At 69.8% G+C, this 16,080-nt stretch carries 14 protein-coding genes; 11 read left to right on the top strand and 3 right to left on the bottom strand.

The features are described 5' to 3' along the window. Nucleotides 1–105: 105 nt before the first annotated feature. A complete protein-coding gene (locus OXS49_RS06400; protein WP_267422929.1) occupies nt 106–1,074 on the top strand; it encodes a zinc-binding dehydrogenase in 969 nt (322 codons plus the stop codon). Nucleotides 1,075–1,122: 48 nt separating this feature from the next. Here OXS49_RS06400 and OXS49_RS06395 read toward each other — a convergent pair whose 3' ends face one another. Both OXS49_RS06395 and OXS49_RS06390 read right to left on the bottom strand, forming a co-directional pair. Beyond that, nucleotides 1,123–2,382: an SPFH domain-containing protein gene (locus OXS49_RS06395; RefSeq protein ID WP_267422861.1), complete on the bottom strand. Its 1,260-nt coding sequence runs from the start codon at nt 2,380–2,382 to the stop codon at nt 1,123–1,125. A gap of 377 nt (nt 2,383–2,759) precedes the next feature. Beyond that, complete coding sequence (locus OXS49_RS06390) at nt 2,760–4,115, bottom strand: MFS transporter (protein ID WP_346016931.1); 1,356 nt, start codon at nt 4,113–4,115, stop codon at nt 2,760–2,762. Nucleotides 4,116–4,246: 131 nt separating this feature from the next. Between OXS49_RS06390 and OXS49_RS06385 the strand changes: the two genes are divergently transcribed. After that, nucleotides 4,247–5,356: an enolase C-terminal domain-like protein gene (locus OXS49_RS06385; RefSeq protein WP_267422860.1), complete on the top strand. Its 1,110-nt coding sequence runs from the start codon at nt 4,247–4,249 to the stop codon at nt 5,354–5,356. Nucleotides 5,357–5,373: 17 nt separating this feature from the next. On the opposite strand, the gene OXS49_RS06380 is transcribed toward OXS49_RS06385, so the two are convergent. After that, nucleotides 5,374–6,090, bottom strand: a complete 717-nt coding sequence (locus OXS49_RS06380) for a GntR family transcriptional regulator (RefSeq protein WP_243999637.1) — start codon at nt 6,088–6,090, stop codon at nt 5,374–5,376. Between the two features lie 134 nt (nt 6,091–6,224). Between OXS49_RS06380 and OXS49_RS06375 the strand changes: the two genes are divergently transcribed. The 9 genes from OXS49_RS06375 to OXS49_RS06335 all read left to right on the top strand — a co-directional run bounded on the left by OXS49_RS06375 (nt 6,225) and on the right by OXS49_RS06335 (nt 15,804). Continuing rightward, nucleotides 6,225–7,190, top strand: coding sequence for a tripartite tricarboxylate transporter substrate binding protein (locus OXS49_RS06375; protein ID WP_267422858.1), 966 nt, complete (start codon nt 6,225–6,227; stop codon nt 7,188–7,190). Between the two features lie 56 nt (nt 7,191–7,246). Continuing rightward, on the top strand, nt 7,247–8,389 hold the full coding sequence (locus OXS49_RS06370) for a mandelate racemase/muconate lactonizing enzyme family protein (RefSeq protein ID WP_267422857.1): 1,143 nt from the start codon (nt 7,247–7,249) through the stop codon (nt 8,387–8,389). Nucleotides 8,390–8,400: 11 nt separating this feature from the next. Beyond that, nucleotides 8,401–9,294 (top strand): fumarylacetoacetate hydrolase family protein, encoded by an 894-nt coding sequence (locus OXS49_RS06365; protein ID WP_267422856.1) that lies wholly within the window; start codon nt 8,401–8,403, stop codon nt 9,292–9,294. Then, entirely contained in the window at nt 9,291–10,253 is a 963-nt protein-coding gene (locus tag OXS49_RS06360; protein ID WP_267422855.1) for an NAD(P)-dependent oxidoreductase, read from the top strand. The genes OXS49_RS06365 and OXS49_RS06360 overlap by 4 nt, the downstream gene beginning before the upstream one ends. 8 nt (nt 10,254–10,261) lie before the next feature. Next, the gene (locus OXS49_RS06355) at nt 10,262–11,401 is read left to right on the top strand and encodes a mandelate racemase/muconate lactonizing enzyme family protein (protein WP_267422854.1); all 1,140 of its coding nucleotides are present in this window, start codon (nt 10,262–10,264) and stop codon (nt 11,399–11,401) included. 87 nt (nt 11,402–11,488) lie between these two features. Then, nucleotides 11,489–11,965: a tripartite tricarboxylate transporter TctB family protein gene (locus OXS49_RS06350; protein ID WP_267422853.1), complete on the top strand. Its 477-nt coding sequence runs from the start codon at nt 11,489–11,491 to the stop codon at nt 11,963–11,965. Then, complete coding sequence (locus OXS49_RS06345; RefSeq protein ID WP_267422851.1) at nt 11,962–13,488, top strand: tripartite tricarboxylate transporter permease; 1,527 nt, start codon at nt 11,962–11,964, stop codon at nt 13,486–13,488. Before OXS49_RS06350 ends, OXS49_RS06345 begins: the two co-directional genes overlap by 4 nt. Nucleotides 13,489–13,709: 221 nt before the next feature. Next, the gene (locus OXS49_RS06340) at nt 13,710–14,720 is read left to right on the top strand and encodes a dipeptidase (RefSeq protein WP_267422850.1); all 1,011 of its coding nucleotides are present in this window, start codon (nt 13,710–13,712) and stop codon (nt 14,718–14,720) included. Nucleotides 14,721–14,748: 28 nt separating this feature from the next. Continuing rightward, nucleotides 14,749–15,804 carry an ABC transporter substrate-binding protein gene (locus tag OXS49_RS06335; RefSeq protein ID WP_267422849.1) on the top strand — a complete coding sequence of 352 codons (1,056 nt, stop codon included), beginning with the start codon at nt 14,749–14,751 and terminating at the stop codon, nt 15,802–15,804. The last annotated feature ends 276 nt before the right edge of the window (nt 15,805–16,080 follow it).

Raw genomic sequence — 16,080 nt, 5'->3', positions numbered from 1 at the left:
ATGGACATCGATCGACGCCTCCTCCTGGCCGGCGCGGCCGCACAACTCCTGGCGTCCCGCGCTGCCACAGCCGAGGATCGCCCCATCGCGCCGGCCGAGACCCGGATGAAGGCCATCGTGGTCGGACCGGAGGGGCCGAGCCTCGTCGAGATCGACATGCCGAGGCCGAAACCCGCGGAGGTCCTCGTCCGGGTTCGGGCCGCCGCCCTCAACCGCGCCGATCTCGCCGTCGCCTCGGGGCAGCCGCACGGCCCGACCGGAGGGTCCGACGCGATCCCGGGGCTGGAGTGGGCCGGGGAGGTCGTGGCGGTCGGCGCGGCCGTGAACGACTTCCATCCGGGTGACCGCGTCATGTGTTCCGGCGCCGGCGGCTACGCCGAGTATGCCGTGGCGGATCACGGGCGGACCCTTCCGCTTCCCGCGGACCTGTCGTTCGAGGTTGCCGCGACCCTGCCGGTCGCCCTGCAGACGATGCACGATGCGCTCATCACGCAGGCGCACCTGCAACCGGGCGAGACCGTGCTGATCCAGGGGGCGAGTTCCGGCGTCGGGCTGATGGGGCTTCAGATCGCCCGGTGGCGGAGGGCCTCATTGGTGATCGGCACGTCGCGAAGCCCCGAGCACCGCGCGCGGCTGGCCGAGTTCGGCGCAACCGTGGCGATCGACACCAAGGATCCGACTTGGCCCGAACAGGTCCGAGCGGCGACCGGCGGCCGGGGCGTCGACGTGATCATCGATCAGGTCTCAGCGCCGGTCGCAAACGGCAATCTGCAGGCCGCGGCGGTCCTGGGCCGCATCGTCAACGTCGGCCGCCTCGGCGGGAGCCGGGGCGAGTTCGATTTCGATCTGCACGCCACGAAGCGCATCAGCTACATCGGCGTGACCAACCGGACTCGGTCGATCGAGGAGCAGCGCGCGATCACCGCGCGCGTCCGGGCCGACCTGTGGCCGGCGATCGCGGCCGGGGGCTTCCATCTGCCGATCGACGGCCGCTATGCCTTGGCCGAGGCGCCGGCCGCGCTCACCCGCATGAGGAAGAACGAGCATTTCGGGAAGATCGTCCTGACCGTCTGACGCCTGGTTCTCGGTACGCCGATCGCCGGCGGCTTGGTCGCGTCGAGCTCAGCCTCTCGGCGCCGCAGCCGGAAGTGCGGGCTTCACGTCACCGCCGAACCAGCTGCGGATCGTGCCGAGGATGTCGCTCGGGATTACGACCCAGGATGGTAGGACGCCCGCGACGCTACCGTTCCAGCGCCCCGCCAGCGTCTGCCGCGCCTGGGCGTCCGAGCGGCGGATCTCTAGGTCGAGGATCCGCTCTTGGATCGGCAGCGTGGCGAGCTGCGCTTGGGCCGATTGCGCCCGCTTGTTGGCCATGAACGTGTCGTCGATCGCCGCCTGGATCGCGGAGTTCTCGAAGTTCAACTCGTCGGCGAAACCCAGCGTCGTGACTGTGACGCCCATCGGCGCGAACTGGTCGATCACCGCCTTCTCGACGGCCGCCATGATCTCAGCCTTCTGGTGGATCGCGTCATCGGTCGAGCGGCGGCCGAACTCGCGCGCGAGCGCCGCCTGAACCGTGCGGTGGACGTTGCCGTCGACCACCTCGGCGAGCGAGCGGCCGTACAGCACCGAGGCGAAGTGCGCCTCGTCGGTATCCTGGGCGGCCGACTTCGTGCCGAACCAATACAGGAACTTGGCCGCGTCCTCCTCCTTGACGAAGGCCGAGATGACGACCGAGGTCGACAGACCGATCGACTCAGCGGTCTCGAAGCGGAAGCCCTGATCCAAGCTCGACGTGCCGCGGTTGGCCGAGGTCGTCCACTCGCGCGACACCGGCGTGCGGTCGACGATGATCAGGCGCGCGGCCGGCACGTAGTAGTCCGACAGCGTGCCGGTGTTCGGCAGCTTCGTGTGCGGGATCTGCACGCGCTTGGCCGCGACCTTGCTCTCGGCGAGGAACCTCTCCGAGCCGAACTGCGCCTGCGTGGTCTTCGTGTCCCCGCTCTCCGGGATCACGAAGGCCGACTGGTTCGGCAGGATCTCGATGTATTCGCCGTAGTCGTACTTGCTGAAGTAGGCGCACGCGGGCTCGGGCTCCGCGAATGCGCCAAGTCCGAGGACGACGACAGCCAGGCGCGCGCGTCGGGCGGGCACGAGCCAGATCATCGCGAGGACGGCGAGCAGTGCCGGGAACGCCAGGGGCGAGCCGCCAGCGAGGTCGGACGCGATCTGTGTCTTGAAGGGGGCGGCATCGCTGTCGGAGAGTTGTGCGACGGCCATGCGGCCTGCGGCCAATCCGGCCTCGGTCGAGGCGAGCCGTGGCAGGCCGGCGAAAACCGTTATGGCGCCGAGCGACAGGCCAGCGCGGATGAGCGTAGACATGGAAAGTCTCAAGGATCGAATGCCCAAGACGAGCGTCGGCGATATCAGTACTCGCGCCGAAGCGTGTCAGGGTCTTCTTCGCGAAGCTCGGCCTTGAGCCGAGCAGCCGCGGTATGGAACAACCCCTACACTCCTTCGTTTGGGGGGCCGCCCTCAGGGGCAGGCCGCGCACCGGCCGGCGTGAGATGCTCCGTCGAAGCGCATGATCAGGCGTGCCGACTACCCCATGCTGGACCAGCCGCGGCGGTCCTGGCACCGGTCGTGAATTCCGCGGCGCGCAGCGTGGCCACAAAGCCTTCCGGCGCGGCCGTGCCCAAACACGTCGCGGCGTCAGGCTGGCGCCGAGACTATCGCGTCACGCGGGGCGCGGACGGCGTTCACGGCTCCGCCGCCACGGGCGTCGTCGGGGTCACGTGCGGCTCGGGTCGGTCCGAAGACGCTGCGGCCGAGGGCCTCGGGCGTCCGAGCAGGACAACGGCCACCGTGGCGACCGCGGTCACGCCGGCGAGCGGCAGGAGCGCCAACGGCCAGCTTCCGGTCGCATCCTTGATCGCCCCGGTCGCCCAGCTCGTGAAGAAGCTCGCACCGGTGCCCACCGCGTTGATCTGTGCGATCCCCGCGACTGCCGCGCGCGAGGACAACCACTCGGTCGTCAGCGCCCAGAAGGGGCCGCGCGACGCCGATACGCCGAACAAGGCGAGGCACAATAGGCATACGGTCGGGATCAAGCCGTGCAGGACGAGGCACAGGCAGAGGCCCAGCGTCGTCAGTGCGGTGGGGACGGCCGTGTGCCAGACGCGCTCGTCGCGCCTATCGGAACTCCGGCCGCCCGCGTACATCGCCAAGGCGGCGACGGCGAACGGGATAGCGTTCACGAGGCCGACCTCCGCCGTCGAGAGGCCGAACGACTTCAGGAATTGCGGCTGCCACAGCGACAAGCCTGCGTTGGCGGTGGCTTGCCCCGCGTAGATCAGCGACAGCACCAGCACGGTGCGATCACCCATCACCGCCCAGACGGAGGTCTTCTCGACGCTGATCCGTGCGGTAGCGTCGGCGGCGAGCCGGTCGGCGAGCCAATCCTTGTGCTCCGGGTCGAGCCAACGCGCCTGCGCCGGCGAGTCGGTCAGCCAGAACAGGCCGACGAGGCCGATCAAGACGGCCGGCATCGCCTCGATGATGAACAGCCACTGCCAGCCCGAGAGGCCGAGCCAGCCGTCGAGCCCGAGCAGCGCCGCCGAGATCGGCGAGCCGACGATGCCGGCCACGGGACTCGCGACCATGAACAGGCCGATGACGCGGGCCCGCTCCCGGGCCGGGAACCACTGCATCAGGTACAGGATCACGCCGGGCACGAAGCCGGCTTCCGCCGCACCCAGCAGAAACCGCAGCACGCAGAAAGAGACCGGACCGGAGGTCAGCGCCATCGCTCCGGAGACGAGCCCCCACGTGATCATGATCCGCGTGAGCCATAGGCGCGCTCCGACCCGGACCATCGCGAGATTGCTCGGCACCTCAAACAGCAGGTAGGCGATGAAGAACATCCCGCCGCCGAGACCGAACGCGCTCGCCGTCAGCCCGACTTCCCGGTTCATCTGCAGGGCGGCGAAGCCCGCGTTGACCCGGTCGATGTAGTTCGCGAGGTAACTCAGCACCAGAAATGGCAGCAAACGCAGGCTAATCCTGCGCAGAGCTTCTCGGCCGACCGCGTCAGCCGGCATCGACGGGATACTCACGGTGTTCCTCCCAGTATTTGGCCGGCCCACGTCTCGACGCGCGGGTCACGGTGGCTCTAGATGGTGGGCGGCCCGAACGCGCCGAAGAGCGAAGGCCGCATCCGCGGTGGCCCCGGGCCGGAGGCGACGTCATGCGCATACGAGATGTCACTGTGACCCTGTTCGGCTGGGACGATATCCCGCCGACGCGCTACTCCGGACGCACGGCGCGCGCGGTGGGCAGCAGCCAACTCGGCCTCGTCACGATCCACACCGACGAGGGCATCGAGGGGCACGCCTTCCTCGGATCGGCCTACGGACCGGCCGATCTCGACGCGCCGCTTCTCGTGCGGGTGCTCAAGCCGGTGCTCATCGGGCGAGATCCCCTCGACCGCGAGCGCCTGAACCAAGAGCTGTGGGCCCGCGTGCGCGCGGCCTCCGTCCGAACGATCGGCGCGCTCGACGTCGCCCTTTGGGATCTCGCCGGCAAGGCCGCGGGACTGCCGATCCATCGGCTCATCGGCACCTATCGCGACCGCGTGCCCGCCTACGCCAGCTCGCAGATCCTCGAGGGGGCCACGGCCTACGTGGAGCAGGCGTGTGCGTATCGCGACGCCGGCTGGAGCGCCTACAAGATCCACCCGCCTCAAGTCTGGCGCGAGGACATCGCGATCTGCGAGGCGGTGCGTGCCGGGATGGGTGACGGGTTCACGCTGATGCTCGACGCCTGCTGGGGGTATTCCTACGAGCAGGCGCTGCGGGTGGGCCGCGCGATCGAGGCGGCGGGCTACTACTGGTACGAGGATCCGCTCGCGGATTCCGACCTCTACGGCTACGTCAAGCTCAAGGCCAAGCTCGACGTGCCGATCATGGCGACCGAGTATCCGCAGGCCGGCTTCGAGTCCTACGCGCCCTGGATCCTGCAGCGCGCCACCGATTTTCTGCGCGGCGACGTGGCGGTGAAGGGCGGCATCACCACGCTCGTCAAGGCGGCCCATCTCGCGGAGGCCTTCGGGATGAACTTCGAGGTTCACCACGGCGGCAACTCGCTCAACAACGTCGCCAACCTCCACGTCGTCATGGCGATCCGCAACACCGAGTTCTTCGAGGTGCTGCTGCCGGATGCGGCGCAGAAGTACGGCCTCGCCGCGGACATCGCGGTCGATGCCGCCGGCATGGTGCACGCGCCCACGGGGATCGGGCTCGGCGCGGAGATCGACCACGAACTCATCCGCGCGAAGACAAAGGCGGTCCTGACTTAGGGGCGCGCCCATACAAGTCATGACGCCGCGTGCGCCCGCGGCCGGCGGCTCGCCGCCGGGTCTTCGATGAGCCCGGCGGCGTCAGCGAGACCGGCGATGTACTGGCCCGCCTCGCGGATATCCTGCCGGATCGCGGCGGCTGCCGCCTCCGCGTCGCCCGTGCGCAGGGCCGAGAGTGCCGCGGTGTGCAGGTCGCTCCCTTTCTCAAGCAGCACGTAGTCCGGGATGACGTAGGTCAGGACCGGGCCGCACCTGAGCCAGATGTTCTCGATCAACCCCTCCAGGATGGGCATACGCGCGAGGGCGTAGAGCTCGAAATGGAAGCGCCGGTGCAGATCGAGATACGCGTCGAGGCTCTGCTGCCGGATCAGGGCCTTCATCTCGGCGAGCAGCGCGTCGAGGACACTCAGGTCGTCCGGTACTGCGCGCTCGGCGGCGCGGGCCGCGGCCCGACCTTCGAGGTCGCAGCGGATCGTCAGCAACTCGTCGAAACGCTCCACGTTCATGCGCGGGACCACGGCGCCACCCCCCTGCCCCGAGCTGCCACGCTCCAGCACGTGCTCGGCGATCAGCCGGTTGACCGCGTCGCGGACCGGCGTGAGGCTGATGCCGAGTTCGGCCGCCACCTCGCGCAGGAGGATCCGCTCACCCGGCCCGAACCGTCCGCCGAGCATGGCGGTCCGCAGCTCGGCATAGGCCTGATCCCAGAGCGGCAGCCGCTCGACGTGCCTCATGATGTTGGCCCCCCAGCCCCTCGGCAGCCCACGCGGCGCAGATCGAACCGGACCGACGCCGCGGGATTCGCCCCCGCTTGACAACGTACCCGCATTCCATCGTTATAACAAACAACGAAGACGTGAGGAACGCCATGATCACCCGCCGCAGCCTCGTCGGAAGCTTCGCCCTGGGTGCCCTCGGGGCACGGACCGCCATGGCGCAGTCGACCTTCCCGGCGCGCGAGGTCACCTTCATCGTGCCCTGGAACGCGGGGGGCTCGAACGACATCCTGGCGCGCGGACTTCAGCCGCTCCTCAAGGAGCGCGGCATCACGATGATCGTCGAGAACCAGCCCGGCGCCACCGGCACGATCGGGATGCGGCGCGTCGCGACGGCCAACCCGGATGGCTACACGCTCGGCATGGGGACGAGCTCGACGCTGGCCTACATGGCCGAGGGCAAGACGCCCCTGAAGAGCAATCAGTTCACCCACATCGCCCGCGTGTCGATCGATCCCCTGATGCTGCTCGTCCCCGGATCGAGCCCGCACCAGACGCTGGACGACTTCCTCGCCCACATGAAGAAGAACCCGGGCAGCGTGTCGATCGGCACGCCGGGCAACTACAACCTCAATCACATCTTCGCCTCGATGACCGCCCGGGCGGCCGGCGTCGCCTACATCAACGCGCCCTACACGGGCGGCGCCAAGGTCATCACCGACCTTGCCGGCGGGCAGATCCAGGCCGCGGTGCTCAAGCCCGCCGAGTCGCTCGGCCAGTTGCAGCAGGGCCTCGTGCGCGCGCTCGGCGTGTTCGCCGACGAGCGCCTCCGGCAGTTTCCCGACGTGCCGACCTTCAAGGAGCGCGGCTACGACGTGTTCCCGTTCGGCCCGGTGGTGCAGATGGCCTACGTGGTCGCCCCGGCCAAGCTCCCGCCGGAGGTGCGCACCAAGCTGATCGACGGCTTCAGCGCCGCGATCGGGGACCAGCGTTTCAAGGACTTTGCCGAGCGCAACGCCTTTCTGACCGCGCCGCTGACCGGGGACGCGCTGGCCGCCGAGGTCGATCGGGTCGAGCAGTCGATCAAGGTCGTGGCCGAGAAAGTCTTCAAATCCTGAGCCGACCTGCCTCTCCGAGCGCTCGAACGATCTGAATAACGACTGGGACGGATAGCGTGACCAAGATCAAGACCATCACCTGCCATGTGGTGACCACGCCGATCAAACGGCCGTTCACCTCCTCGCGCGGCTGGCTGTACAAGACCCGTGGCACCTGCCTCGTCGAGATCGAGACGGCGGACGGCATCGTCGGATGGGGCGAGTGCTACGGGCCGTCCGCGGTGGCCAAGGCGTTCATCGACACGCAGCTCGCGCCCCGGGTGATCGGTCAGGACCCGTTCGACGTCGAGGTCGTCTGGGAGGACCTCTACAACCGGATCAAGGATTACGGGCCGAAGGGCATGTCGATCGCCGCGATCAGCGGCATCGACATCGCGCTGTGGGACATCATCGGCAAGAGTGTGGGCAAGCCGGTGCACAAGCTCATCGGCGGCGCCTTCCGCACCAGCGTCGACGCCTACGCGACCGGCCTGTACTTCACCGACATGGACCGCCTCGTCGAGGAGGCGGTCGAGGAGGCGCGCGGTTACGTCGAGGCCGGGTTCAAGGCCGTGAAGATGAAGATCGGCCTCGGTTCGATCGAGCGCGACATCGCCCGCGTGGCGGCGGTGCGCGAGGCGGTCGGGCCGGACATCCGGCTCATGGTCGACGCCAACCACTCGCTCACGGTGCCGACCGCCATCCGCATGGGACGGCGGCTGGAGGAACTCGGCATCGAATGGTTCGAGGAGCCGATCTCGCCGGAGGATCTCGACGGCTACGTCGAGGTCACCCGCGCCCTCGACATGGCGGTGGCCGGCGGCGAGAACGAGTTCACCCGCTGGGGCTTCCGCGACGCCATCGCGCGCAAGGCGATGGACATCGTCCAGCCGGACGTGTGCGCGGCCGGCGGCATCACCGAGTGCAAGAAGATCGCCGCGATGGCGACGGCGCACGGCGTCGAGTGCGTGCCCCACGCCTGGGGCTCGGTGGTCGGCCTGGCCGCGACCATCCACTTCCTCGCCTCGATCCCCGATCAGCCCCCCTGCCTGTTCCCGGTCGCGCCGATGCTCGAGTTCGAACAGGAGGAGAACCCCTTCCGGGATCACCTGGCCCTCGAGCCGATCCGGCAGGTCGGCGGCAAAGTGGCGGTCCCCACCGCGCCGGGGCTCGGGGTCGAGATCGACCGCGCCGTGATCGACCGCTACCGCGCCGCCTGAGGCACACCGCGATGCGCTTTGTCACCTTCACGAGCGACGGCGCGGAGCGGGCGGGTATCCTGCTGGGCGACGCCAGCGGGCCGGACGACAGGGTCGTCGACCTCGCCCATCCTGCGCTGCAGTCGGCGCTCGCCGGCTCTCCGCCGCAGGTCCTCGACCTGATCCGCTCAGGATTGGCCGCCGCCGCAGCCCGCCTGCGCGATCACGCCATCCCGGAGGCGGCACAGCTACCTCTGCGATCGGTGCGCCTGCGCGCCCCGTTGCCCAAGCCCGGCCGGATCTTCGGGATCGCGCACAACTACGTGGACGCGCTGGCCGAGCGCGGCGCGCCCCATCCGGCCGAGCCGTTCCTGTTCATGAAGGAGCCGTGGACGGTGATCGGTCCCGGCGAGCCCGTGGTGCTGCCGCCGGGCATCGGCGGCTGCACCTACGAGGCCGAGATCGCCGCGGTGATCGGCAGCCGCGCCGAGCATGTCGCGGCGCAAGACGCTCTGGCCCATGTCTGCGCCTACGGCGTGTTCAACGACGTCAGCGCCAGCGAGCTGATCCGCCGCGACGGCTTCGGCCCGGGCAAGAACATCGCGACCTTCGGCCCGTTCGGCCCCTATCTCGCGACCAGCGACGAGGTCCCCGACCCGCAGGCGCTGCGGATTGGCCTGTCGATCGACGGGGTGAGCCTACAGGACTCCACCACGGCCCGAATGCTGTTCTCGGTGGCCGACCTCGTCGCCCACCTGTCGCAGCAGACGGTGCTGGAACCGGGCGACGTGATCGCCACCGGCACGCCGGCGGGGATCGCGGCCCTGCGCCAACCGCCGGCCTGGATCCGGCCCGGCACGACGATGACCGCCTGGGTCGAGGGTTTGGGCAGCCTGATCAGCCCCATCGTCGAGGAAGGTCCATGACCGAGCGCCCCGTGGTCCTGTTGACCAACCCGATCCATCCGGAGGCGGAGGCGATGCTGGCCGTCCATGCCCGCCCCGTCACCGCCCCCGGGCCGAGCCCCGAGACCCTGCGGGCGCTCATCGCCGAGGCGGAGGGGCTCGTGGTGCGCGTCAAGCTGCCCGACGATATCCTGGACGGCGCGACGCGGCTGCGCGGCATCGTCCGCCACGGCGTCGGCCTCGACATGATCCCCGTCGCGGCGGCGACCGCGCGGGGCATTCCGGTCGCCAACCTACCCGGCAGCAACACGCAGGCCGTGGCCGAGTACGTGTTCGCCGCGCTGTTTCACCTGCGCCGCCAAGTCTGGCGTCTCGACGGCGGCCTGCGCGCTCAGGGATGGGGCGCCGTGCGACCGATCGCCGACGGCCTCGCCGAGCTCGGCGGCAGCACCCTCGGGATACTGGGCTTGGGCGAGATCGGCGGCCGCGTCGCGCGGATCGCCCATCACGGCTTCGGCCTGCGCGTGCTCGGCGCCTCCCGCAGCGGCGCGACGCTCGGCGGTCTCGTCCAGGCGGTCGACCTGGAGACCCTGTTCGCGCAGAGCGACGCGGTGGTGATCGCCTGCCCGCTCACCGAGGCGACCCGCGGCCTCGTCGACGCCGCGCTGATCGGCCGGATGCGCTCGCACGCCATCCTCATCAACGTCGCCCGTGGGCCCGTGATTGACGCGACCGCGCTCGCCGCCGCCCTGCATTCCGGCGCGCTCGCCGGGGCGGCGCTCGACGTGTTCGACGCGCAGCCGTTGGCCTCCGACCACCCGCTGTTGGCCTGCCCGAACCTGCTGCTGACCCCGCACGTGGCCGGCATCACGCAGACCAGTTCACGCGCGATGAGCGTCGGCGCCGTCGAGGAGATGCTGCGCATCCTGCGCGGCGAGCGACCGCGCAACCTCGTGAACCCCGAGATCCTGTCCGCCTGAGAGAACCCATGCGCATCACCCGCATCCAGTCCGTCCCGATCTCGTTTCGGGTCCCCGAAGGTCAGAACGTCCGCCTCGGCATCGGCCGCGCGGTCAAGCGCGACGCCGTGCTCGTGAAGGTCGAGACCGACGAAGGCCTCGTCGGCTGGGGCGAGGCCCATCACGGGCGCTGCCCGGGCGCCATCGCCAAGCTCATCGACACGACGCTGTCCGAGCTCGTCCTCGGCATGGATCCCCTCGACGTCAACGGCGTCTGGGCCCGGGTCTACCGAATGCAGCTCGCCAGCCACGGCATGGGCGCGGCCGCCGCGATGGCGCTGTCCGGCCTCGACATCGCCCTGTGGGACATCCGCGGCAAGGCGACCGGATGGCCGATCTACCGGCTGCTCGGGGGTGGCCCCCGCGCGGTGCCGGCCTATGCAGGCGGCATCTCGCTCGGTTGGCAGGAGCCGGCCTCGCTCGCCGACGAGGCGCGCGCCCACGTCTCCGCCGGCTACCGGGCGGTGAAGCTGCGCGTCGGCGACAGCCCCCGGCGCGACATCGCCCGGGTCGAGGCGGTGCGCGAGGCTTTGGGCGCCGACGTCGAGATCCTGGTCGATGCCAACACCGGCTACACGGTCGACGACGTTCGCCGGGTGATGCCGGCGTTCGAAGCGGCCGGGGTCGCGTGGCTGGAGGAGCCGTTCCCACCCCACGACGCCTACAGCTACGGCGAGGCCGCGCGGCTCGGCACCGTGCCGCTCGCCGCCGGCGAGAATCACTTCACCCGCTACGAGTTCGTGCAGGCGCTGCAGGCCGGCTATCTCGGCTTCGTCCAGCCCGACCTGTCGAAGACCGGCGGCATCACCGAGACGATGCGGATCGCCGCCCTCGCCTCCGCGTGGAAGATCTCGGTCAACCCGCACACCTCGGCCACCGGCATCAACATGGTGGCGACGCTCCACCTGCTCGCGGCCGTCGACAACCCCGGCTACTTCGAGGGGGACGTGGCTCGGCACAACCCCTTCCGCGACGACGTGGTCGGTCTGCCCTACCGGCTCGACGCCGAGGGCAAGGTGTGCCCGCCGGACGGTCCGGGCCTCGGCGTCGAGGTCGACGAGCGCTTCCTCGCCGCCAATCCGCTGATCGACGGTCCCTGCTACGTCTGATCTTCTTTGACGGATCGCGCGGCCCCGCGACGCCCGGGGGCTTCGCACGAGCAAGAATAAAAAAAGCCAGGTCGACCGGAGGGACGCGTGCTTCACTCGATCCAACAGCACAGGGAGCGCTACGCCGGCGCCCTGACCGCGCTGATCGGCCTGGGGGCCGTCGCGGAATCGGCCAGCTACGGCCTCGGCACGATGGCGGCGATCGGGCCGGGGGCCTTCCCGCTGGCCATGGGCGTGATCCTCGTGGCCTGCGGCCTCGGCATCGGGCTGTCGGAGGCTCCGGCCGCCGACGCGCACGACCACGACCGCGTCGACCTCAGCCGACCCGAATGGCGCGGCTGGGCCTGCATCATCGGCGGGATGCTCGCCTTCCTGCTGCTCGCCCGGACCGCCGGCCTGTTCCCGGCAACGTTCGCCTGCGTGTTCCTGTCGGCGATGGGCGACCGCACCTCGACGGTGCGCGGTGCCTCCCTCCTCGCGACCCTGATCGCGGCGTTCGGCTGCGCCCTGTTCTACTACGGCCTGCACATCCAGCTGCCGCCGTTTGCCTGGGGGCAGTCATGATCGGCACGGCGCTCACCGACCTCGCCCACGGCTTCGAGGTCGCCCTCCAGCCGGCCAATTTCTTGGCCTGCTTCGCCGGGGTCCTGCTCGGCAACATCGTCGGCGTGCTGCCCGGGATGGGCGTGATGGCGGCGATCTCGATCCTGCTGCCGCTCACCTTCGCCATGCCGCCGGTGGCCGCGATCCTGATGCTGTCGGGCATCTTCTACGGGGCGCAGTACGGGGGCGCGATCTGCTCGATCCTGCTCAACCTGCCCTGCCATCCGCCGCACGCGGTGACCTGCCTCGACGGCTATCCCCTGACCAAGCAGGGCAAGGGCGGCACGGCACTGGGCATCACCATGTTGGGCGGCTTCTTCGGCGCCTCGTTCGGCATCGTGATGATGATCTTCTTCGCCCCCCTCCTCGTGCGGGCGGCGCTGAAGTTCGGGCCCGCCGACGTGTGCTCGCTGATGCTGCTCGGGCTGCTCGCCGGCTCGACGCTGGCCCGCGGCTCGGCGCTGAAGGGCATCGCCATGACGACGCTCGGCCTCCTGCTCGGCATCTTCGGCACCGACGTCACGTCGGGCTACGAGCGCTTCACCTTCGGCCTGCCCGAGCTCGCCGACGGGGTCGAGATCGTCGCCCTCGCGCTCGGCCTGTTCGGGATCGCGGAGTTCCTCAAGAGCGTGAACAAGGTCGAGCCGTTGCGCGGCGGCGCGAGCGTGCGCCTGCGCGACATGCGCCCGAGCGGGGCGGACCTGAAGCGCTCCGCCCTGCCGATCCTGCGCGGCACGCTGATCGGCAGCCTGTGCTCGCTCATCCCGGGCACCGGCCCGACCATCGCCTCGTTCGTCGCCTACGCGGCCGAGAAGAAGATCTCGCGCACCCCCGAGCGCTTCGGGCGGGGCGCGATCGAGGGCGTGGCGGCGCCCGAGACCGCGACGCACTCCTCGGTCCAGGGCGACTTCATCCCGACCATGAGCCTCGGCATCCCGGGGGACGCGGTGATGGCGTTGCTGCTCGCCGCCCTGACCATCCAGGGCATCACGCCGGGCCCGCTTCTGATCTCGCAGCACCCAGACATCTTCTGGGGCCTGATCGCGAGCTTCTGGGTCGGAAACATTCTCCTGATGGGGCTCAACGTCCCCCTGATCGGCATCTGGGTGAAGCTGCTGACGATCCCCTACCGCTACCTCTATCCCAGCGCGCTGTTCTTCGTGTGCATCGGCGTCTACTCGACCAGCAGCAGCCTGTTCCACGTCGGCGAGACGCTGGTGATCGGGATCTTCGGGTACCTGCTGCTGATCCTCGGCTTCCACCCGGCCCCGATCCTGCTCGGCTTCGTGCTCGGGCCGCGCTTCGAGGAGAACTTCCGGCGCGCCATGCTGCTGTCGCAGGGCGACCTGACGGTGTTCGTCGAGCGCCCGATCAGCGCCGCCTTCCTCACCGTTTGCGCCATCCTGATCCTCGGACAGCTCTACCTGCGCTGGCGACGCCGGGGGGTGTTGGTGCCGGACGGCCCGGTCGTGATGGAAGGATAGGCGGGGCCGAGCACGATCCTTTCCGCGGAGACCAAGTTGCCGAACTTCGGCGAGCGGTCGAACCGGGTAGGCATGCTTCTTGGAACGCGCCGCGGGATTCAGGGTGCGCGCGGGGAGCGCCGTTCGCCACAGCGCGGCGAACCTTTGCGATAGGCTCGAATCGTCCGAGGACGCGGAAGCGGGGCTTTCGCATCCCCTCACACCCACGCGCGAGGAGCTCCGTGGCTGCATCTGACCGTCATCCCGACCTGCTCGTCTTCGACGGCCTCGTCCTCACCTCCGGCGGTCGCCGGGAACTCGAGCTCATGCGGGCCGGTGGGCTGACGGGGGCCAACTTCACCTGCTCGGTGTGGGAGGGGTTCCGCCCGACCATGGAGCGCATCGCGCGCTGGAAGATGTCGCTCGCTGCGAACGCCGACCTCGCGCGCCCGGTGCTCACCGCAGCCGATCTACGCGCCGCCAAGCGGGAGGGCCGGATCGGCGTGGTCCTGGGCTGGCAGAACGCGTCGGCGATCGAGGACCAGATCCCGTTCATCCAGCTCTTCCACGACGTCGGCGTGCGCGTCGTGCAGCTGACCTACAACACGCAGAACCTCATCGGCTGCGGCTGCTACGAGGCGCGCGACTCCGGCCTCACAGGCTTCGGCCACGAGGTCGTGGCGGAGTTGAACCGCGTGCGCATGCTGATCGACCTGTCGCATGTCGGGCCCAAGACCTCCGAGGAGGCCATCGCCGCCTCACGCCTGCCGGTCTGCTACTCCCACGTGGCCGCGCGGGCCTTGAAGGATCATCCGCGCAACAAGTCGGACGACCAGCTCCGCGCCATCGCCGAGAAGGGCGGGTTCGTCGGCGTGACCTTCTTCACCACGTTTCTGGCGCGCGGCATGGACGCGACGCTCGACGACTTCCTCGACGTCGTCGAGCACATCATCGGCGTCGTGGGCGAGGAGGGCGTCGGCTTCGGCACCGACGCCCGGCAGCGCTACGAGGCGTGGTCGATCTACTGGGAGGACTACACCGAGGCCGACCCGCCCTACTGGACGCATGACAAGGGCTACGCCCGCCAGCTCACGACCTTCGCGCCGCAGCGCCGGCCCGCGGCCTTTGTCGATTACGCGAGCTACGGCGCGCTGACCGTTGCCATGGAGGCGCGCGGCTGGCCGGAGTCTCGCATCCGGCGCGTCATGGGCGAGAACTGGGTTCGCTTCCTCGGCGATGTCTGGGGGGCGTAGCCTCGCGGAGCGATCGGAGGGTTCGAGGATGATGGCGTTCGCTGAGTCCTATTTCACGTCAACGCATCGCTGGCCCTGGCGGCGGGTGGTCGCCGCGGCGCTGATCGCGCTGCTCGCCGGCCTGCCCGGTGCGGCGCAGGCTGAGAAGACCGAGATCGCCATCGCCAAGCAGTTCTCGATCGCGTTCCTGCCGCTCATCGTCATGGAGCGCGACCGCTTGATCGAGAAGCACGCCCGCGAGGCGGGCCTGCCGGAGGTCAAGGTCAACTGGCTCACCTTCAGCGGGCCGGACACGATGATCTCTTCGCTCTTGTCCGGAAGCGCGGACGTGGCGGCGGCCGGCATCCCGGGGGCGCTCATCGTCTGGGCGCGCACGCGCGGCTCGCGCCAGGCGGTGAAGGGCATCGCGGCGATCGGCGCGGTGCCGCTCTATCTCGTGACCCGCGACCCGGCGATCGCCTCCATCCGGGACTTCAAGGACACCGATCGGATCGCCACCCCGGGCGGCAAGGGCACGATCAACGCCGTCCTGCTGCAGATGGCGGTCGCGCAGACCCTGGGCGAGGCGAGCGTCTCCCGGTTCGATCCCCTACTGTTCTCGATGGGCCAGCCGGACGCCACCACGGGCATGCTGGCGGGCGTCGATACCGTGAAGAGCGTCGTCAGCACGCCGCCCTTCCAAGACCAGCTGCTCGCCGCGCCCGGGATGCGCCGACTGTTCAGCTCGTTCGCCGTGATGGGCGGGCCGCACAGCTACGCCAACGTCCTGGCGACGACCCGATTCCATGACGAGAACCCGAAGCTGTTCGGCGCGATCGTGGCGGCCCTGAAGGAGGCGGAGGCGGCGATCGCGGCGGACCCGCGCGGTGCGATCGCGGGCTGGATCGCCGCCACCGGATCCAAGCTGCCGCTCGCGGTCGCCGCGCGCGTCCTGGACGAGCCCGGGACCAACTGGAGCCTCACCCCGCAGAACGTGATGACGTTCGCCCACTTCATGGCGCGCACCGGCATGATCGCGAGTGCGCCCGCGTCGTGGCGCGACCTCTACTTCCCGGAAGCCGTGTCCGATCGGCCCGGCGGCTGAGGGTTCGATACCCGCCGCAAACGAGGCGAGAACGCGCTCGGCCTCCTGAGGCGGCCTCACCCTCCGCTTGAGGTCTCGCCGCGTCATCGCCGCTAGATCCGTCTCAGGGCGAGCGGCCGCACTTGCGCTCAGGACGCGAAGCGGCCGACGGCGTAAGGGGCCGGATCGATCGGGGCCGCGCGCCGTGCCAGAAGCGCGGCGACCAGGCGCCCGCTCGGCGGGCCGGCGGTCATGCCGTAGTGGCCATGGCCGAACGCCAGGTGCAGGCCCGGCTGC

This window comes from Methylobacterium sp. GC_Met_2 (assembly GCF_026540795.1).
Lineage (GTDB): Bacteria > Pseudomonadota > Alphaproteobacteria > Rhizobiales > Beijerinckiaceae > Methylobacterium.
This window is presented reverse-complemented; position numbering and strand designations above follow the sequence as displayed.